Below are 19,247 nucleotides of genomic sequence, written 5' to 3' on the forward strand. Positions count from 1 at the left end.
ATAAACACCTCCTTCCTGAAATAAAGGCATGCTCTATCCCTCGCTGTTATTCTGATCTTTGTTGCAGGCGCAAGAGTATCTGCTCGCACCTGTGCTGCAGCTTCTTTTTCAACCACACGGGGGATACGAGCTCCTTCCACTGCGCACCTACCAGATAGTGCAGAAAGGAATCCGCATCATAAAATTCAACAGTGTATAAAAGGTCATCGCAGCAGACGATTCGATAGCCATTCCAAGAATCGCTATGTATTGGAACGTCTAGACACACCTTTGCCCTAAACGGCTTGCGAATCAGAGGGTTCTCTTCCCATTCCTTCATCCCCTCAGCAATTTCTTGCATAAAACGCTCAGCTGTTACACTCGCATGCCTGATTCCGTCCAAGCGTAATGTTCGCTGCTGATTCTGCTGCTCACAATGGACAATGATATAATCAGCATTATAGCGGGAGGTCAGCTTCAACGGACAGATCAGGAGCTCGGTTTCCCCCTCCATATCCCTATAAGTAACTTGAATCCTATAAGATTCCTTAATCCCATAGGAGAGAAGCTCAAGGATTTGGATCCTCTTCGGGTTCAGATCGAAGGTAGGCAGACGATTATACAGCTCCTCTTCTTCCTTATCTGTGAACCTCTCTAGTAAATGGGAAATTCTTTGGACGACTTCACCATTCTCGTAATCGTATTGCCGATAGCGATGCGCAAGATATTTGAGCACCTTATTCTCTTCTTCAGTCATGTACAGCTGAGGCAAAACATAAGTTTTGTCTTCATAGCGGTAGCCTCGTTGTTTGGCCATATATAATAGCGGAGCCCGTAATGAGGTTTCCATGTACTCGATATCACGCTGGGCTTGTCGCCGGGATATTTCGAAATGAGTAGCTATATGTCCGCTGTTCGGATGTCTTCCCTCTCTAATCTGTTGATCAAACCAGTGAATCCGATGCATATTGCTCAATCCCAAGCAGCTCCTTCAATCGGTAAATCATGCCTATATAAGCATACTATCATTGAGAAGTTACTGTAAGGAATAATCGTCAAAAAAATACCCGCTTCCTAATGTGGGAAACGGGCGAATGCGATTAGCTTACCCAGAGATCGCTTCTACTTTGCTTTGATCTGCTTTGAAGCACCTTTTACATACAGTAAACGCTGTACCATCAGCTTTAGTCCGTGAATAAAGCAATTTTATTCTCGTACTGCTGCAGATTGGGCAGGTTCCCCGCCCTCTTGAAGGCAAATGCCATAATGGACGTCCTCTTTTTGTTTTAGCCACTGATTCCAAACCCCGTTTCATTATTTTGCTCTACACTTAAATGGCTGCCTGTTGATAGTTGCAGCTGACTGGCGGACACAAATGCAATTGAATGATTTACGATGTCCACCTCCTTGCTCCCCCATTATAAAACAGCTGGTACGACATATAATGTCGTACCAGCTGGGCTTCCGAGCTATTGCTGCAGACGGAGCTAGGTTACTCCCCTCAAGTCTGCTGGTTTATTTCTTGCCAGCATTGTGCAATGCAGCGAATCGCTTCTGTAATATGCTGCTCGCTTAGATGCGCGAAAAAAAACAAGGCGGATTGCTTATTCATATTCTGCTCCAGCCAATATGAATTGCCATCCCGCCAATACACGCCGGCTTGCCCACAAGCCTGTGTCAACCGTTCGTAATCCTCCGACTCACCTAGCCAATAAGCGAACTGATGCAGTCCCGCATCTGAGGGAGCGAAGCGAAACAGCTCTGTGAGATGAAGGGCAGCCTCTTCTTGGAACCGCTGCAGCCGACGGCCATATAGACGGCGCTGCCTTCGCAAATGGCGGGCATATTGTCCGCTCATCATGAATGCTGCAAGCGAGCGCTGCTCCGCCAGGCTGCTAGGCTGCGGCTCCAGCCAATGCTTTGCACGCAGCATCGGTTCCCTAAGCGATTCAGGCACGACAGCATAGCCCAGCCGCAAATCCGCATACATCGTTTTGGAGAAGGTTCCAATGTAGACGACCCTCCCTTCCACATCCAATGCCTTGAGCGGCTCTGCGGGGCGGATTCCCCACCGGAATTCACTGTCATAATCATCCTCAATAATGACGGCACCTCGTCTCGAGGCCCATTCCAGCAGCTGCTTCCTGCGAATAGACGATAATTGAACCCCGGTAGGAAACTGCCTCGTCGGCGTCACGAACAATAGCTTTGCCTCCCAATCCTCCGGCACAATGCCATTATCATCAAGCTTCCCCAGCTTCATATAGCCGCCAGCCGCCTCAATCGCTCGTCTGATTCCTGTATAGCTGCAGCTTTCCGCTACTACATGGTCTCCAGGATCAACAAGCAGCATCGTCAGCATAGCTAACGCATACATCGAGCCGCTTGTAATAAAGATATCATCTGCATGAGCAATAATTCCTCTCTCACGGCGCAGCTCCTTGCTAATCGCATCCCTCAGCGGCCAATGCCCTTGAATCGCGGTATGGTCCTCGTTCTGCCGCTCCAGCAAGCTGCGCACTTCCCCGAACATGATGCTCTTCCATTCCTCCCATGGGAATGACTCCTCAGCAAATTGGCCCGGAGAAAAATCAATGCTGTCCTTCGTTTTTTGCACATTTCCCCTATCTGGCATTGGACGCAAACGCTGCGCCCACGCGGACAATCGAAGCTCTGCACCAGAAGCTGACGACTTTACATCTAGATCAGGCTGACGATAAGCAATGAAAGTACCGCTCCCCTTCTCCATTCTGACGAACCCTTCCGCATAGAGCATATCGTAGGCCTGATTAATCGAGCCTCGCGACATCGCGTACTGCGCAGCCATTCTTCGGCTTGAAGGAAGACGCTCCCCCTCCTTAAGCAGCCCCAGCAAGATGATCTCTCGCAAAGCCAGGAACAAGGCATCGGCTTTCTTTCCTATATCCGCATAGTGGCGTTCATAAGCGGCCTGACAGCTATCCTCCATGTTCTACTCCTATTCTCCACTCATAATTGGTCTAATAAATATACGATAAAGTGGACCTTTTCGCTTGTCAATTATTCTATTAATGTAAAGCTAACGATATAGCTTAGAGGAGTTGTTCAAACTATGCGTAGAAAAGAATTTCAAATGGAGCAAGATGAAGATATCCGCCTATTTTTGCAGGAAATGAGCTTTGGTTATTTGGCGACCGTAAGGGAGGATGGGACCCCCTCCATTACCCCGCTTAACTACGTTTACTTGAACGGAGCTATTTATTTTCATGGAAGCCGAATGGGAGAAAAAATGAACAGCTTAGCCTCGTCACCTTCTGTATCTTTCTGCGTCGCTAGAGAGTATGCCATTATTCCCTCCTATTTCCGAGATCCTGTGCTAGCCTGTCCCGCAACCGCCTATTTCAAATCTGTCCTTATTACAGGTACTGCATCCACTGTTGAAGATCTGGCAGAAAAGGCTGAGGCGCTGCAAGCGATGATGGTGAAGCTGCAGCCTGAAGGCGGCCACAAACCGATTGATGCAGGCGATTCCGATTACCGGGGGAGAGTTAAGGGAGTTGCTGTCGTGCGGATCGATCCTGATCAGATTAATGGAAAGTTTAAATTTGGGCAGAACCTGTCTGCTGAAGAAATGACTCAGGTTGCACAACAGCTTGACAGGCGCGGTAAGCCAGATGATGCCGAGACCGTTCAGCTTATGCGCCAATATTGTCCCCACCATAACTCTGAGTAATAATTGCGTAAAAAAAAAGAGCCTGATAGCTCGGCCATTAATAATGGCTGAACCTCTCGGGCTCTTAACGTATTTCTGATGGGCTGCGGCCCGTATATTGCTTGAATTGTCTGCTGAAAAAAAAGATATCCCGGTAGCCGAGCGCATCAGCCACCTCCGTCACATTCATGCCTGCATGCATAAGCAAATGCTGGGCACGCTCAATTCTTGCTTCAATCATATAGGTCTGTACCGATACACCGATCATCTCTTTGAATTTCATAGAGAAGTAACGTGGAGAAATCTGGGCGCGCATAGCAAGATCCTCAATTCGATGGGCGACCCCCGGATGCTGGCGCACAAAATTCGCAATCTCGTGGATAGCCTCAGTTAGCTGATTGCTTGCTTTCTTTTCTACAGGAGCCTCGGTATCCCCACGCAGCAAATGAATCATCAGCTGCTTCAGAACCAACCTTGCCTCCTCCTCAGCCGCATACGTCTTCACCAAAAAAAGACGTACATAACGCGCAAGCATATATTCGAAATCAACCGGGTCTTCCAGCTCCCGGTATCTCTCTGGTATTTTCTCTGCGGATTCATTCTTATCAATATCGAAGTGAATATAAGTCAGGACCAAGGGCTTCTGCGGATTATGTGTTGCGCTCGTATAATCACCAGGGCGAAACAAAAAACAGCTCCCTTTGCCTACTGTATAATGATTGCCGTTTACTTCAACTTCTCCTTCTCCGCTCCATACATAAAACAGATCATAGTTCGCCATCGGCTTCTCACGCCTTGCCCATTTCCAGCCGGGCTCACAAACAATCTTGGCGATAGGAGGCAAAATAACGAAAGCATTCGGTGACAAATGCAGCATTTGAAAAATCCTCCTTAATTCTTGCCTGACAAACTTTAGTTAAGCAGTGTCTATCTCAATATGAAAAGTAAGTATAAGTCATCATACAACAGCCAGAAACGCCCTTGCAACCAATAGAGACACATTAAAGCGAATTCAGAAAAAATTTGCAGTTATAATGGTTTGTATATATGAAAAAATGTTATAATAGCACCCGACAAGCATTATTCCTGATCAAAATAAAGATTGATTTATCGGAAGGATGGAATGAAGTCCATGAACCCACTTGCCAAGCAGTTGAATGAGACGTTGGAGGCAGAAAGCCCTAATGTCTATGCGATGTTATCCTCTTTAGGCAAAGCTATTTATTTCCCTAAGGAAGGTATCTTAAGCCAATCCGCAGAAGCGAAAGCAAAAGCAAAGAAATTTAACGCTACAATCGGAATTGCGATTGAAGATGGTCAGCCGATGCACTTGAAGATTATTCAAGATACGTTGACTGCGTACAATCCCAAAGATATATATGAATATGCGCCGCCTGCCGGCAAGCCGGAGCTTCGTTCCGCATGGCGTGCCAAGATGGTGAAGGAGAATCCTTCTATTGAAGGAAAAGGCTTCAGCAACCCTGTTGTTACGAATGCCTTGACACACGGCCTCAGTATCGTATCGGATTTATTCGCCGATGTCGGCGATGCTGTAATCATCCCTAACAAGAACTGGGAAAACTACGAGCTGACCTTCGGCATTCGCCGCGGTGCAGAGATCGTGGAGTACCCTCTTTATAATGATCAGAACCGCTTCAACAGCGCTGGTCTTCGTGACGCCTTATTTGCTCAGCAAGGCAAAGGCAAAGCAATCGTTATTCTGAACTTCCCGAACAACCCAACAGGCTACACGCCAGGTCCACAAGAAGGCGATGAGATCGTTGCTGCAATCCGCGATGCTGCTGAAGCAGGCATTAACGTTGTTGCCGTTACAGATGATGCTTACTTCGGATTATTTTTCGAGGATTCCGTGCATGAATCCCTATTCGGCAAGCTTGCTGATCTGCACCCGCGCGTACTGGCTGTTAAAGTCGACGGTGCGACGAAGGAAGAATATGTATGGGGCTTCCGTGTTGGCTTCATCACCTATGCTTCTGCCTCCGACAAAGTTCTAGCAGCATTGGAGCAAAAGACAATGGGCATCATCCGCGCTACCATTTCAAGCGGACCACACCCATCCCAGACCTTCGTACTGCATGCGCTGCAATCTCCTGAATTCGAAGCGCAAAAGGCAGAAAAATATGAAATCATGAAAAATCGCGCCAATCGTGTTAAGACTCTTCTGGACAGCGGCCGTTATGGCGATACATTGAAGTACTACCCGTTCAACTCCGGCTACTTCATGTGCCTGAAGCTTGAGGGCGTATCCGCTGAAGAGGTTCGCACCCATTTGCTTAACGAATATGGCATCGGTACAATTGCCCTTGGAGAAACTGATCTCCGCGTTGCATTCTCTTGTATCGAAGAGCCTAATCTCGAAGAACTATTCGATCTTATTAATAAAGCAGTCAACGAAGTGTCTGCTCGCTAATGAAGTAGGGAATCAAATTATAGAGTAGCCCACGTTTTTTCGGAAACGTCGGGCTTTTTTTTTGCACCTTAAATTATTTATACGCAAAGAAGACCGCCGTAGCTTTCTCGGCAGCCTTAGCGGCTGGCCGCATTCCCAGCAACTTTTGAAATATAAGCATCTCCTGATACATGCGTGAGAGTTCTTTTTTACGGCTTACTCATTACGCAAATAACGCTTGTCTTTTAGGAAGAGCTTCCAGAAAAAATAAAAAGCCGGTCCTAGAATCATCAAGCCGATTACATAAGAAACCAATAGAGCGTGGAAGGTCGCCTTATTTGTAAAGCCCTCGGCTATGGTCAGATAAGGGTAGATCAAATAAGGCATATGAGCAATGCCATATCCGATGCTTGCGAAGGCATATTGAATAATAATCGCCGTAAAAGCCAGCCTTGGAATCCCCACTCTATTCGGATCAACTTTCCACCACAATGCGCTATAGCCGACGATAAAGGTTAGGAACGAAAGCGAATACCACAGTTCTTGCTGCAGGATGCCGCTGACGATCCATTGTGCCTTGGGTACCATCGTATAAGTTGTAATTACCGCAAAGAAGAGTGTGAACGGGCCAAGCCATATAGCTGCCTTCCGATAAAGGCGATATGACGAAAGATCCTTGGACTCATTCGAATAGTCAGCCAGAAACAGAGCCGATAAAAACAATTCCGTTGAAATTCCGAAGCCCAGATGAGCCCATTCAGTCGGATTGGCCAGCAGCCTTCCGAAATACAGATAAGGAACCCCATCGACCATATCGATAAAGCCCCCAAGCGTAATGGGAAGAATGCTAATAAGCAGAGCAGGAATTAATAAGCCTGTAATTCCAGATACAATGCGCAGCATCCTTCCGTACTTCTGGGATGAATAAGCATATACCATAAAGCTGCTGCGGATCAACAGCAAGAATAGCACCAGGCTGACGGGAAGCAGCAAGGCTGTGCCCAGCAAAGCAATAGCTGTGGGAAAGAAGCCAACTAGAGCGACGACAACTAATACCAAAAAAGTATTGGTAACCTCCCATGTAGGAGACAGAAAACGGTTAGCCAAAGCACCTGCATTCGTCGCTTCATTGCGACCGTATACCATTCCCCAGAAGCCCGCTCCAAAATCAATTGAGCCTAGAATCGAATAAATAAACACAATCAACCAGACTAGCACAATCGCAAGGGTTGAATCATCCATTCGTGCCCACTCCTTCCTGAGATTCAGGTAAGGGAGTTGTTAGCTCCTTGGTGACGGGATGGCGTTTAAAGTAAAAGATTAGCAGCAGGATGGTAAGCACGAGCAGTACGGCATAAATGCTCAGGAACATTACGAACAAGAAACCGAGGTTACTAGTCTTGGTAGCCGCTTCGGCTGTCAGCTGAATATGATAGATCGTCCAAGGCTGACGACCAGAGCAGCTGAATATCCAGCCTGTCTCAATACCTATCAATGATAAAGCACCCGAGCTTACCATAATCATCAGCAGCCAACGCGGATAAGGCCTGCGAAGCACAAACCGAAACGCTAAGGCAAGAAACGACAGCGCTATTAAAAAGACACCGATAACCACCATAACATTAAATAAAGTATGGATATATAACGGAGGCCATAGATCACGCGGATATTCGTTTAACCCCCTCACCACCGTATCGAAGCGATTTCCCGCCAGAAAGCTGAGTGCCCATGGAATATGGATGCCTCCTATCACTTCCTGTGCCTGTTCATTCACCGCTCCAAATACAACTAATGGCGCATGATCCATCGTCTGAAACAGCCCTTCTGCCGCTGCAAGCTTTTCCGGCTGGTATTTGTGCAGCATTTGAGCGGTTCCATGTCCCGTGATTGACGTCACGAAAGACATGCTTGCACCTACTAACAGGCTCAACAGCATACTTTTGTGGTGATATTGGATCTCCTCTTTATGCTTGTCCCGCTGCAGCAATTTATAAGCAGCAATCGAAATAATAATAAACGCCCCAGTCATATAAGCAGATGCCACTACATGTGTAGCCGTACTAAACAGGCTTGGGCTGAATATAGCTGCGACGGGATTGACATCAGTCACTTCTCCGTTGACCATTTTGAAGCCGGTAGGTGTATTCATCCACGCATGGGCATCTGTAATTAATACAGCTGACATCGTGGCACCCAACGCGACAAAAAACACACTAACAATACGCATTGCCGGCGACAAACGGTCGGCTGCATACACATAGATAGACATAAATAAAGCTTCCAGCATAAACGCCCATATTTCTACCTGAAAAGGAACAGCAATGACCTTGCCGACAATTTCCATAAAGCCGGGGAACAGCAAATTAAGCATAACACCAACGAGAGTGCCGGATGGAATGGCTACACCCAGTATGATCGCGAAGCCTCTGGTCCACCTTTTGGCAAGTATAGAGTAATGATGATGCTTGGTGACCTGAAATAATATTTCTGCAAAAACAACCATGAATGGAATCCCCACGCCCAAAGTTGCAAAAATAATATGAAAGGCCATGGATGAACCGAATAAAGCACGCGCCAACACTTCTGTTTCCAAATCCACACTCCCTTTCAACTCATACATGCAGCAGAATAACTCTTATGGTAATATGAACCATTCAGATTCCGAATATGCACGATTAGAAGGTTTTATTTTCCAATAACGATAGGAGAAAATTTAGTCTAGTTTTATAATTGCATAATCGGGAGGGGATTTTTTCTAAGTATAGGAAATCCTAATTATCTTATTTATTGTTCATCGGCTGCCCTGCTTGCATCTAACAAAAAAAGAGGCTGCCCGAAGGCAACCCCAATCAAGTAATACTATTATTCATGTTCAAGTCTGGATCCACGGTACGCTACTTCCACCTCACCACGGGATTCACTCCCTATCTCCGATATTAAAGAACTGCGAACCGCTAGCTACCACTCCTACTCCTTCTTTTACTCCCTATTCTTCCTCAGCATCTGCTGCCAGCTTACGGCGCAGCCTGCCTGGACGAATAAGCAGCGTATAAAGGATCGCTGCAATTAAAGCTAGTATAGCTGGATAGACGAAGCCCAGCAGCAACAGCATAATGCCAGCTGGCAGCCACAACACGATCGTCACCAATATGAGCGCCCAGCGGTCAACAATAATCAGGCTGCTCGTCCTTAATTGATCGGGGAGCGGATAGACATGCCGCCATACCGAATACCGGTGAGTATGACGCAGCCCACCAAGCTGTGCAGACAGAATAAGTATAAATACGAGATATGCCCCAAATGCGCCCCAGCCAGAAAGCCAGCTTGCTTCGGCAAACCAGTACACAATCAAGGCTCCTAATAGGGTCAGCCGAACGATAATCCCTCCGAGCTCCGTTCGAATGAACGTAGCTGCATACAAGTACACGAATGTATTTCGATGCTGATAAGGAATAAACCGCAGCAGCCATGACATATAGGATCTAGACGCCGTACGGGCAGGCATCGTAGGAACATCAATGAACAACCCAAAGAACAAATAATATCGGCGGCGCGTTCCCGCTTCTTCTTCAATTAAACGCTCCCATGGGAACAGATGTCGACTTGGCAGCCGATAGAGCAGTGCGAACAAAAGAACAATTAACAGCGTGAGAACTGCTGCCTTCCAAGGCACCAGCGACAGAGCTGCTCCCCACGCAAGCGCCGTACCCATCCATCGAAGCAGACGAAGCAGCAATCGCATATTCGCCCATGCCAATTGACGCTCACGCCAAGCTCCCCAAGTGTTCGCCATTCGCAGCGTCGCTGCGAATACAATTAGCATCCAACCTCCAGCCATGCCGGGTCCCTGCTTATAGATCGGCCAATACAGCAGGAGCAGGAATGCACATAATAAGGCAGTAAAGATCACACTTCTGCGAAAAGACCGCTGAATATACTGACCAATCTCCGCTTCCCTTGGCATGTGGAATACCAGATCCGCGGGTATAAGCCAAGTCCGCAGTGGTGACCAGCAGAGAACAGCCAGCATAACGGCTACCCCTACCAAGGTAACAGGGAAGTTTTCCGGCAGATTACGAATAAGCTTGAAATAACCAAGCCCCGATGAAATAAAGATAAGCCCTAAGAACAAGGTAAATCCGCTCTGGCCCATATACCCCAAATAAGGCAGCGTTTCCTTACGAAATTCACGAGCCCGCTTCAGCCATACACCAGCGAGATAACGATCTGGCCCCAGCATCATTGCTTATCTCCCGTTACAAGCTTGTAAAAGGCATCCTCAAGTGCGCCTCCCCGCGACTCGACTCCAGCTGTCCTGCATACTTCCTCAAGTGTGCCGAGTGCGACAATTCGACCATGATGCATCACAATATAGCGATCACAATAGGTCTCTACAGTAGCTAATATATGAGAGCTCATAAGAATGGCTGAGCCTTTATTCTTCACTTCAACCAGCCGATCGAGTAAAGAGCGTATACCGAGCGGATCCAATCCAAGAAAAGGCTCATCAATAATGTACAGCGGCGGTTCTGATAGGAGTGCGTTCATAATCATAACCTTTTGCTTCATTCCTTTGGATAAATGAGCAGCGAAGGCACCTCGCTTCGGTGTCATTTGGAACTCTTTCAACAAATGGCTTTTGCGTTGCTCGAACTGTTCCTCGCCTACCTGATAGGCCATGCCTGTAAGATGCAAATGCTCTTCGACCGTCAGCTCATCGAATAATACCGGTGTCTCCGGGACATAGGCGAAGGCGGAACGATAGCGCTCCATATTCTCCGCAAGCGTTACGCCTGACACTTTAATACCGCCTTGCTGCGGCTTCATTAGCCCAAGAATATGCTTGATTGTCGTACTCTTGCCCGCTCCATTCAAGCCAATCAAGCCGACCATCTCGCCTGCACGAACCTCGAACGAGACATCATGCAGAACCGAGCGCTTCGGACTATACCCACCCGATAATCCCGTAACCTGCAATACAGGTTCACTCATTCAATCACCTTCAATACAATAGATAGAAATCTCTTCTATCAGCATAACGAATATTGGATCAAAATACAAAAAAACAGACAGCCCCGATCAATCGGAAGCTGTCTGCCATATAGAGATACTACTTAATTTTGATCGACTTGACTACATTGTTATCACCGGAAACCTCTACAAACTGTCCGCTAGACAGCTGGCCTGCATTGCCAATAATCTGCACATTCGCATCCACGTTGTAGATTTTCGTATTTGCTTCATTATTTACACTTCGTGTAATCGCAATAGTCGCCAGCTTGCCGGAAGAATTAACCGTTACCGTATTAATCGTTCCATAGTCCGTAAAGCGGGTTACTGTCGGAGCCGACTTCGTCACTTCAATGAAGACGACACGATTCTGATAGGTCCGAACGAGAACTTCATCACCAGCTGCAAGAGAGCTCAGCGGTGCTTTTTTATCCTCTCGGAAAATAAATACATTAGGATCAACGCTGAGCGTCAGCTCTTTATTGTCTGGCTTAATAATCGTTACCTGGTTGCCAGATGCAGCGGCCTTAAGTTTGCCGGTAATCGCTTTTGCATCATGATCCGGCATTTCCACATCCGTCCGGTCCAGAAGCGCTGCAAGCTCTGCTCTTGTTACCGGCTGGTTCGGACGGAAGGTCCGGTCATTATAGCCTGTAATAATGCCTTTTTTCAGTGCCAGAGCAACATAACCAACTGAACCAGCCGGTATGTTCTTCGCATCCTTGAAGTTCAGCTTCTCATTATTCAATGCTTTTGCTTCATCTTCAAGCTTAAGCGCCTTAATAAGAATAGTTGCGGCCCATAATCTCGTAGCATTTTCCTCAGGCTTCACTTCCGTATCTGTCTCTGCGAACAGGTCATTCTCGACCGCAACAGCAACATAGCCTACTGCCCAAGGATATTTCTTCTCGATCTTGTTGGCATCGCGGAAGTTAAGATCGGTCTTTTGCTCCTCGGCCGATTCCGCCTTCTCACGAAGGCCCATCAAACGAACAGCCGCCACTAAGGTTTCAATACGGGATATTTTCTGATGCGGTTTAAAGGTGCCATCCTGATACCCTGTGAATACCCCTTTGGAGGCCATCCGCATAATGTATTCCGTCGCCCACTCCAGATCATCCTCATCCTCAAACTTCCATGTTACTTTTATCTCATCGTCATCGTCGTCATCATCTCTATCTTTATCGTTCTTGTCTTTCTTATCTCCCTTAGAGCTTTCATGCTTCTTGTCGTCATTATCATGGTGCTTGCCCTGTGCGAATGCCGAAGCCGCTCCTCCAGTCAACATCATGACAGCCAATGAGGACATTAACGCCTTTTTCCATATTGCTTGTTTAGTCATAACAGTCACTCTCCCTTATCACGATTTTGCGGATCATTGCCGCGTTTACCTTCGCCTATACGTTTCGTTGAAGGCAATTCGTTTTTTGGGGGTGCTGCCCGTTTATCCCGGAAAAAGGGGACCATATGACTAGAAATCCGTTCCATTTGTAGTATGTAATGTCGATGCACGAATCCGTATTTTTATGCATAAAAAAATGCCCTTCAAACAGACAGCGGCTTCCCCCAATGGGTACTCCAATGTCTAGTTTAAAGGGCACTCTTCATCATGCCATGAATCCTTTTGTCTTCATCTGTATATTAGGTGTCGCTTCCTTCACGTTTGGCCTTAAGCCATTTCGGCGCACCCTTATTCTTCTTATCCCGCTGCTTCTCCTGTCTCTGCTTGCTTGGAGCAGCAGGACGCGGAACGCGAGATGCTTCCGGCTTCGCAATTCCCTTAACAGAGCTCGTACGCGAGGCAACCGACTTCACTGCTTCTACCGTCAGCTCCGGCTCTGCTTCACGTTTCACTGGCTCTGAAGCATGCTCTCTATCCGGTCTCACTTGCTTATCGAATTGACTTCCACGACCAGCAGGTGCAACAGGGCGGCGAACCTCATCAGGAGCGACCAGCTTGCCTTTGTACATCGCTTTCTCCGGCAATTCAATAACCAGCTGCTTGCGGAATTTCTCCATTATGAACTGCTCTTGCGGAGTTACGATGGAGACCACTGTCCCCGAACGCCCCATTCTTCCAGTTCTGCCTGCGCGGTGAACATAATGATCGGCATCACTGGCAGGGTCCAAATTAATGACTAGCGTCAGTCCTTCGATATCCAATCCACGTGCCGCCACATCTGTTGCCAGCAGAAGCTGGCAGCGACCCTCCCGGAACCTCGTCAATGTGGCTGCCCGACGCTGCTTGTCTGCATCACCATACAACGTTTCAACCGTAAAGCCTTCATAGCTGAGCTTCGATTCCCAATTGGCTATATTATCTGTTGCATTAAGAAATAGCAACGCGCTCTTGGGATTCAATAGTCTAATAAGACGACGAGCCGTGTCTGTCTTGTCCCGTTTGTCGCTTACGATATAGAAATTCTCAATCGTCTCCGATACGCGATGCTGCGGTGCAACCTGGATTCGTGCCGGATCCTTCATCCATCGGCTTTCGAAGCGAGCCATCTGATCAGGATACGTTGCGGAAAAGAAAGCAATTTGTCTCTCATTCCCCATCGCGAACAGAATAGCCTCCACCTCGCGGGTAGAGCCCAGCTCGAATACTTGATCCGCCTCATCAATGACTACGCTGCGAACCTCATGCAGCTTCAGCTTCCTCAGCTTCAATAGCTCATGAATACGGCCGGGCGTTCCCACTACGAGCTGCGGGCGCAGCTTGAGCTTTTCTACCTGGCGCTTCAATGCGGCTCCTCCGATCAACTGCTGCACACGAAGGCCCAACGGCTCGACATAAATCTCGGCGACTCGCACAATTTGCATCGCCAGCTCTTGCGTAGGGGCCAGAATGACTCCTTGTATAGCACCCGAAGAAGCGTTAAGCTGCTGCAGAAGAGGCAACAAATACGCCAGCGTCTTGCCAGTGCCTGTCTGAGAACGTGCAGATACATCACGGCCTCCGAGGAGAATAGGCAGTGTCTCCGCCTGAACCACTGTCGGTTCAATAATTCCATTAGCCACCAGCTTGTCAGCAAGCGGCTCCTTTATTCCAAGATCAATCCACGTCTGCTTACTCATACATGCATACCTCTCTTATTCAAACCCTATTTTCATTTTCGATTAAACAAGCTTCCAAAAAACCGATCTATTAAACGAGGAAACAGCTGATACAGCTTAATTCCTACAGATGCTGCTACAGGCAAATCAACCTCTGCTTTTCTTTTTTCCATTACTCGGACAATGGAACGTGCTACATGCTCAGGCTTCATCATGAACCAGCCTACATTCTTCACATAGGCACCGGTAGGGTCAGCGAGCGCAAAAAAATCAGTAGCTATCGGTCCAGGATTCACCGCCGAGACATAAATACCCTTGCTTTTCAATTCCATTCGCAGAGAATTCGTGAATCCCAGCACAGCATGCTTGGAAGCCGAATAGCCCGTCGACTTGGCGGAGCCTATTTTCCCAGCCATAGATGCAATATTGACAATATGTCCTGAACCTTGTCTCAGCATGTATGGCAGGACCGCCTTCGTACATCGAATCGTCCCCATATAGTTCGTATCCATCATCTGCTCGAAGCTCTCAACGGATGCATCAAGGAAGCTTTCGAATTTACCGAATCCAGCATTATTCAATAAAATATCGATTCTCCCGTATTTCGCGATGATATCACCAACCGTTTGCTCCACTTGCTCATTATTGGTAACGTCCATTTGGTAGACGGCACACCCCGCCCCAAGCGCAGCTGCGCTCTCATGAAGCTTGTCCCTATTGCGTCCGGTGAGTACAGGTATTGCCCCGCGCTGTGCTAACAGCTTAGCTGTTACAGCACCAAGACCACTGGAAGCTCCTGATATAAGAACTACTTTTCCTTGCAGCAAGCAAGCATCACCCTTATGCCAATATTCATCCCTTGTTATCCTTCAAGTGTACTCGAACATGCCTATAGAAGCAAAAAAAAAACTCCCGAGGGAGCTGTTCCTGCTTATGAGGCGACTAACACTTGAATATCAAATTCGCCGATTCCCTCCATAATGAGCGGAATCGTTAACGCCTGCCTATCAGAAAACCCTGCTGCTGTAGCGGAATGGATCACTTTGGGAGGCGTAATATCTACTCTTACCCCTTGATTGAACAGCATCGTGCTGGCATTGCCACTAATCATGTTACCAAGCTCCGATATAGCACTGCGTCCAATCTCATCCATCTCTGAGATAACGAATCCGCCCATCATGGCCGATACCATTTTTAGCGCTACCTCTTCACTAAGCCCAAACACAATGTCTCCATTCATCTGACCATTCAGACCAATTTGAATCCAGATATAATTCTCAACAAATTTAATATCCTTCAACCCTAATTCTCCGGTCGATGGACGTATCTGAATGACCTGTTCAATTACAATTTTTGCTGATTCAAGAAACGGATTAATATATTCTGCCTTCATAAAGAGAAACGCTCCTTTTCGACAAAGTTCGCGCATGTGCTAATATAGTCTCTATTATACTTAAACATGTAGGACAAGTATACTAATTTCATTATTATTGAAACTTTAGTCCTATGTATTTAGACTCTGTGTTGTTTCTATCCCTTTATAATGGAAGATAACCTATCATCCAAATGGTGGAATTGGTTATATTCTTCACTATTAACATCCTACAGGGAAAAATCGGACGTGAAGGTTATAAGGGAAGAAAGAGAGAGGCTTTCCTAACTATTTAATAACCAGGACGGGTATTCTTAGGCTTGGAACACTCCACGGAATACCCGTTAATTCAGACTAATATTGTAGCATTACATCGCCTGTTGCTCGCTTTGTTTGCGATATCGCATACGCAGCAGCCTCAACCTCTCATATAATACATCTGCCTGTTTATCCTTCACTCCCTCTGCTCCATAGACATGCTGCAGCACAGGCTTCAAATAGCGGTCTCCCTCCAACCGGAAAGCTTCTTCTACAAGCTGCTGCTCCGCTTCAGGCATAGCAGACAGCTCTCTCGTAATCAAGGCTTCAAAATCATAGCCTTCCGTTTCCAATTGCTCGATCCGGTCCATAATCTCACGGCGCGGCAATTCCAGCTTGGCAACCAATTGCTCAAGCGTGCCTCCACTTCCTATGAAGCTTAGAATGAACTTCTTCTGTTGTTGCTTCGTCATATCATTCTTGTACTTAATTTCCTTCTGTTTATAAACCCATTTGGTATAAACAGAGGAATCCAACTTACCCGTCACCCATTGCAGCGGAAACTGTGTCGTACGAGACTCTTTAACTGTGATCGCAAGAATGTCAGGGCCATAGGCGGAATGCTTGCCCTCCCCCCAACCGGGAAGCTGCAGCAGCTCTTCTGAGGTATGGGGAATGAACGCGCTGATCATCCACAGCATCCGATTGGTTGCAATTAAATAGGCGGATTTCTTCTCTTCTGCCGCTTTATTACGGCGCCATTCTCGAAGCTCCTCGAATAATTCCTGATTCCCATAGTGCTCCCCATAGCAATGAAGCATTGACTGGAAGCTTCCAATAGTAGCACGCTTATCCTCCAGCATGCCATCAATAACTGGGGTATAGCCCTCACCCATCTTGACTGCCACACCGTGGCGAAAAGCAGCCATCATCTCCTCCCATGAGGTGCCCTCAAACCAAGAGTACTGGGTCCCTTCACCTTCCGACCAAACAACGCTCCAAATCCCCTCACTCTCACGAATCGACAGTTGTCCACTGACAACTGGGCCATCCGAGATCAGCATATCAAAGGTGTTCAAAAATACGATTTGCATCATACATTCACTCCCAAAATAAATATAGTATGAATGGATAGAACGACAAAAAGCACCTCTTCCGCCATAGGCAAAAGAGGTGCTTCCTCACGTCCAAACATTCAATTACCTGTATGCTACCATATTGCTCCCTGTCTGACAAGCATTATTGATGTATAATGAATGAAACCAATGAGTGGAGGATTTTTATTATGCTGTTGCCTGACTTTGATTTTATGTCCGATACAACCGAGGACACCTCAACCCGATTTGTCACTTTTATCGTACCGAGCATGAAGCGATTTGACCTTGCTATCACAGCTACAAGCCGATTCTACGGCAAGAAGCTCATCGTTGACCTGCAATCTGGCCGGACCGCCATTATCGGGCCAGATGATCTTGAGGAAGAAGGCTATTTGGAGCACACCTTCAAGATAACTGAGGAAGAGGCTTCCGAGCTTGCCCAATTTCTATATTTTGTGGTGGGAACGGTGCATTTTACCGATTAATCAGGGAACACTGAGATAGTTAGCACAACAAGCAGCTATTTCAGGAGGGATTATTGAGTGGATCGGTTTGTCGACGAAGAACGCAATGAATACACGGATGTATCTACGGTGGAATCGCAACGCAATGACTTGATTCCAGAGGAATTTCCAGAAGGGCCTTATGGTGCCAGCCTATTGTCTGAATCACTTGGAAAAAGTACGCCATGGCGTGTCGATCAACGTCCTTCCAATCGGTTTTCCTATGAGAACCGTTCCCTTCATGCAGGACTTGGACGAGACTATCCCGGCGATGACGATTATGAGGCCATTCCGGATGCTTTGGATGAGCCCTAACGCATAAGCTTAACCCTGTATCATACAAGAATGCCCCTGTTCCTCATGCCTCTAAATAAGGCGAAGAGCAGGGGCATTCTATGATTACCACTTCAAATTTTTGCCGAATACGAGGGCATTGCTTAATTCACGACCGGGCGAAGTCATAAGCTTACCATCTTTATAGAGTCCGGACGATGCGCCTCCATCCAAATTCATAGCCTGATAAGCGCCAAGCTGCAGCATGATGCTGCCCCATTGCTTGATTGTTGCGCCAGGTACAGTAGCAATTATGATCGTTCCGTCCTTCTTAATTGCAATTCCGCTGCGGGCACCGCCCGCTGTTAATATTTTCGGGCTGCTGAACCCTTCCTGAGCTGGATTAACAGCTAGTTTACCGTCTTTTACAAGACGCGGACCTGCTCCGATAGCCGTATGCACATTATTCCAGTCAATCTCTTGTCCGGCCGCATTCGTATACGTTACGGTATAATCCACCTGCGTTCCTACTTTGAATCGGCTCGCAAGCTTCTCTTCCGCTCCATTGAACACTAATACATAACCATCTTTGGGAATGGCCGCATTGCTATTCTTGCCCACCTTCGTCACGACACCCTTGCGTACAGTCACAGCAGAGCCATAGCTGAAGCCAACTTTGCCTCCACGCTTCGGTGTGAACATAACAGCAGAAGCAATCCCCTGCGTCGGTGTACGATTCACGAAATAAACATACCAATTATTCGGATGATTATAGGAGCCGTCTGTAGCACCCTTTATTTTCACGCGAAGCGTATCCATAACAGCCGTTCCATCCCATTTGAATCCAACGCTTGTACCTGTATTCCCGATATGCTCAACGATGCCATCGCTAATTACTGTTCCGTACGGGTCAGGCACCCCGCCATATGCTTCAAAATAGGTGCCATTAATCGCGGTATCTGCCCCGTAGGCCTTCGCTATACTAAGCAGTGGTTGAAGCGCACCGACTGTCCGGCTGGACAACCCTGCTGTTACTGGCATCCCTTTTGGGATAGTCACTGTCTGCACTGTATAGGATTTTCCCGAAACTTTAACCGTTTTGGATGAATGTACAGCCTTCAGGCTAGAGACACCCTTCTTCACCGTTACTGGGAGCTTCAATTGTCCTTTATAGCCCGATGAAGCCGACTTAATCCAAATATTCGTCGTCCCTGTTGCGACCGGAATTACAACGCCCGCACTATTCACCCGTGCAATTGCCGGATTGCCTGATTCATACAGAACAGGCACCTCTTTTGACAGCTTCAGCTTGCTCTCAAGTGGAAGTCGCTTGTCTGTCGTCAGTGTGACTGCTGCTGCAGGATACGATATCTTTACGGTGCTGTCTGCTGCCGCAGCTTCCACCTGCCTATCATTTGCTCCTGCTCCCATTAATAGAGAACAAGCAAGCGCTCCGATCATTACAACAATCGCTGGCTTTTTCATTACTTCTTTTCACTCCTTGATTGATGACTGATTTGAATTTATTCTCGCCTATTCTAGTATATCGGAATGCGAAGGCCTACTTTTAACAACAAATAGGAGATCCTGTTTGTTA

18 protein-coding genes are annotated in these 19,247 nt (G+C 47.2%); 4 read left to right on the plus strand and 14 right to left on the minus strand.

Annotated features, from left to right (window positions below):
- Positions 1 to 46: 46 nt before the first annotated feature.
- From AC50YO_RS17370 to pdxR, 3 genes are all read right to left on the minus strand, one after another.
- Positions 47 to 946 (minus strand): helix-turn-helix transcriptional regulator, encoded by a 900-nt coding sequence (locus AC50YO_RS17370; RefSeq protein WP_494849257.1) that lies wholly within the window; start codon positions 944 to 946, stop codon positions 47 to 49.
- 138 nt (positions 947 to 1,084) lie between these two features.
- Positions 1,085 to 1,273 carry a hypothetical protein gene (locus AC50YO_RS17375; RefSeq protein ID WP_494849081.1) on the minus strand — a complete coding sequence of 63 codons (189 nt, stop codon included), beginning with the start codon at positions 1,271 to 1,273 and terminating at the stop codon, positions 1,085 to 1,087.
- 207 nt (positions 1,274 to 1,480) lie between these two features.
- Positions 1,481 to 2,947 carry a MocR-like pyridoxine biosynthesis transcription factor PdxR gene (pdxR, locus tag AC50YO_RS17380; RefSeq protein WP_494849083.1) on the minus strand — a complete coding sequence of 489 codons (1,467 nt, stop codon included), beginning with the start codon at positions 2,945 to 2,947 and terminating at the stop codon, positions 1,481 to 1,483.
- Positions 2,948 to 3,070: 123 nt separating this feature from the next.
- On the opposite strand from pdxR, the gene AC50YO_RS17385 reads away from it, so the two are divergent.
- Positions 3,071 to 3,691, plus strand: a complete 621-nt coding sequence (locus AC50YO_RS17385; protein ID WP_494849085.1) for a pyridoxamine 5'-phosphate oxidase family protein — start codon at positions 3,071 to 3,073, stop codon at positions 3,689 to 3,691.
- A gap of 64 nt (positions 3,692 to 3,755) precedes the next feature.
- Here the strand turns inward: AC50YO_RS17385 and AC50YO_RS17390 are convergent, their stop codons facing one another.
- Positions 3,756 to 4,547 (minus strand): helix-turn-helix domain-containing protein, encoded by a 792-nt coding sequence (locus tag AC50YO_RS17390; protein ID WP_494849086.1) that lies wholly within the window; start codon positions 4,545 to 4,547, stop codon positions 3,756 to 3,758.
- A gap of 255 nt (positions 4,548 to 4,802) precedes the next feature.
- On the opposite strand from AC50YO_RS17390, the gene AC50YO_RS17395 reads away from it, so the two are divergent.
- Positions 4,803 to 6,101 (plus strand): aminotransferase class I/II-fold pyridoxal phosphate-dependent enzyme, encoded by a 1,299-nt coding sequence (locus tag AC50YO_RS17395; RefSeq protein WP_494849259.1) that lies wholly within the window; start codon positions 4,803 to 4,805, stop codon positions 6,099 to 6,101.
- Between the two features lie 195 nt (positions 6,102 to 6,296).
- On the opposite strand, the gene AC50YO_RS17400 is transcribed toward AC50YO_RS17395, so the two are convergent.
- The 9 genes from AC50YO_RS17400 to AC50YO_RS17440 all read right to left on the minus strand — a co-directional run bounded on the left by AC50YO_RS17400 (position 6,297) and on the right by AC50YO_RS17440 (position 16,874).
- Positions 6,297 to 7,322 (minus strand): cytochrome d ubiquinol oxidase subunit II, encoded by a 1,026-nt coding sequence (locus AC50YO_RS17400; protein WP_494849088.1) that lies wholly within the window; start codon positions 7,320 to 7,322, stop codon positions 6,297 to 6,299.
- Positions 7,315 to 8,673 carry a cytochrome ubiquinol oxidase subunit I gene (locus tag AC50YO_RS17405; protein ID WP_494849089.1) on the minus strand — a complete coding sequence of 453 codons (1,359 nt, stop codon included), beginning with the start codon at positions 8,671 to 8,673 and terminating at the stop codon, positions 7,315 to 7,317. Before AC50YO_RS17405 ends, AC50YO_RS17400 begins: the two co-directional genes overlap by 8 nt.
- 393 nt (positions 8,674 to 9,066) lie before the next feature.
- The gene (locus tag AC50YO_RS17410) at positions 9,067 to 10,323 is read right to left on the minus strand and encodes an ABC transporter permease (protein ID WP_494849091.1); all 1,257 of its coding nucleotides are present in this window, start codon (positions 10,321 to 10,323) and stop codon (positions 9,067 to 9,069) included.
- Complete coding sequence (locus tag AC50YO_RS17415; protein ID WP_494849093.1) at positions 10,320 to 11,072, minus strand: ABC transporter ATP-binding protein; 753 nt, start codon at positions 11,070 to 11,072, stop codon at positions 10,320 to 10,322. Before AC50YO_RS17415 ends, AC50YO_RS17410 begins: the two co-directional genes overlap by 4 nt.
- A 118-nt stretch (positions 11,073 to 11,190) precedes the next feature.
- Positions 11,191 to 12,432 (minus strand): S-layer homology domain-containing protein, encoded by a 1,242-nt coding sequence (locus AC50YO_RS17420; RefSeq protein WP_494849094.1) that lies wholly within the window; start codon positions 12,430 to 12,432, stop codon positions 11,191 to 11,193.
- A gap of 299 nt (positions 12,433 to 12,731) precedes the next feature.
- Positions 12,732 to 14,168 carry a DEAD/DEAH box helicase gene (locus AC50YO_RS17425; protein ID WP_494849096.1) on the minus strand — a complete coding sequence of 479 codons (1,437 nt, stop codon included), beginning with the start codon at positions 14,166 to 14,168 and terminating at the stop codon, positions 12,732 to 12,734.
- Between the two features lie 32 nt (positions 14,169 to 14,200).
- Positions 14,201 to 14,974 (minus strand): SDR family NAD(P)-dependent oxidoreductase, encoded by a 774-nt coding sequence (locus AC50YO_RS17430; RefSeq protein ID WP_494849098.1) that lies wholly within the window; start codon positions 14,972 to 14,974, stop codon positions 14,201 to 14,203.
- 104 nt (positions 14,975 to 15,078) lie between these two features.
- A complete protein-coding gene (locus AC50YO_RS17435; protein ID WP_494849099.1) occupies positions 15,079 to 15,540 on the minus strand; it encodes a chemotaxis protein CheX in 462 nt (153 codons plus the stop codon).
- A 347-nt stretch (positions 15,541 to 15,887) separates the two neighbouring features.
- Positions 15,888 to 16,874, minus strand: coding sequence for an HRDC domain-containing protein (locus AC50YO_RS17440; RefSeq protein ID WP_494849100.1), 987 nt, complete (start codon positions 16,872 to 16,874; stop codon positions 15,888 to 15,890).
- A gap of 188 nt (positions 16,875 to 17,062) precedes the next feature.
- Between AC50YO_RS17440 and AC50YO_RS17445 the strand changes: the two genes are divergently transcribed.
- Complete coding sequence (locus tag AC50YO_RS17445; RefSeq protein WP_494849102.1) at positions 17,063 to 17,359, plus strand: DUF3055 domain-containing protein; 297 nt, start codon at positions 17,063 to 17,065, stop codon at positions 17,357 to 17,359.
- A gap of 57 nt (positions 17,360 to 17,416) precedes the next feature.
- Positions 17,417 to 17,692: a hypothetical protein gene (locus tag AC50YO_RS17450; RefSeq protein WP_494849103.1), complete on the plus strand. Its 276-nt coding sequence runs from the start codon at positions 17,417 to 17,419 to the stop codon at positions 17,690 to 17,692.
- Positions 17,693 to 17,776: 84 nt separating this feature from the next.
- On the opposite strand, the gene AC50YO_RS17455 is transcribed toward AC50YO_RS17450, so the two are convergent.
- Positions 17,777 to 19,135 carry a phosphodiester glycosidase family protein gene (locus tag AC50YO_RS17455; protein WP_494849104.1) on the minus strand — a complete coding sequence of 453 codons (1,359 nt, stop codon included), beginning with the start codon at positions 19,133 to 19,135 and terminating at the stop codon, positions 17,777 to 17,779.
- Positions 19,136 to 19,247 lie beyond the last annotated feature (112 nt).

The organism is Paenibacillus sp. J22P59, from assembly GCF_059383895.1.

Bases quoted from the DNA above. Each gene is read 5' to 3' on its own strand.
- pdxR (WP_494849083.1), bottom strand. From the start codon at position 2,947: ATGGAGGATAGCTGTCAGGCCGCTTATGAACGCCACTATGCGGATATA.
- AC50YO_RS17385 (WP_494849085.1), top strand. From the start codon at position 3,071: ATGCGTAGAAAAGAATTTCAAATGGAGCAAGATGAAGATATCCGCCTA.
- AC50YO_RS17390 (WP_494849086.1), bottom strand. From the start codon at position 4,547: ATGCTGCATTTGTCACCGAATGCTTTCGTTATTTTGCCTCCTATCGCC.
- AC50YO_RS17435 (WP_494849099.1), bottom strand. From the start codon at position 15,540: ATGAAGGCAGAATATATTAATCCGTTTCTTGAATCAGCAAAAATTGTA.
- AC50YO_RS17395 (WP_494849259.1), top strand. From the start codon at position 4,803: ATGAACCCACTTGCCAAGCAGTTGAATGAGACGTTGGAGGCAGAAAGC.
- AC50YO_RS17425 (WP_494849096.1), bottom strand. From the start codon at position 14,168: ATGAGTAAGCAGACGTGGATTGATCTTGGAATAAAGGAGCCGCTTGCT.
- AC50YO_RS17445 (WP_494849102.1), top strand. From the start codon at position 17,063: ATGCTGTTGCCTGACTTTGATTTTATGTCCGATACAACCGAGGACACC.
- AC50YO_RS17400 (WP_494849088.1), bottom strand. From the start codon at position 7,322: ATGGATGATTCAACCCTTGCGATTGTGCTAGTCTGGTTGATTGTGTTT.
- AC50YO_RS17415 (WP_494849093.1), bottom strand. From the start codon at position 11,072: ATGAGTGAACCTGTATTGCAGGTTACGGGATTATCGGGTGGGTATAGT.
- AC50YO_RS17370 (WP_494849257.1), bottom strand. From the start codon at position 946: ATGCATCGGATTCACTGGTTTGATCAACAGATTAGAGAGGGAAGACAT.
- AC50YO_RS17455 (WP_494849104.1), bottom strand. From the start codon at position 19,135: ATGAAAAAGCCAGCGATTGTTGTAATGATCGGAGCGCTTGCTTGTTCT.
- AC50YO_RS17420 (WP_494849094.1), bottom strand. From the start codon at position 12,432: ATGACTAAACAAGCAATATGGAAAAAGGCGTTAATGTCCTCATTGGCT.
- AC50YO_RS17440 (WP_494849100.1), bottom strand. From the start codon at position 16,874: ATGATGCAAATCGTATTTTTGAACACCTTTGATATGCTGATCTCGGAT.
- AC50YO_RS17410 (WP_494849091.1), bottom strand. From the start codon at position 10,323: ATGATGCTGGGGCCAGATCGTTATCTCGCTGGTGTATGGCTGAAGCGG.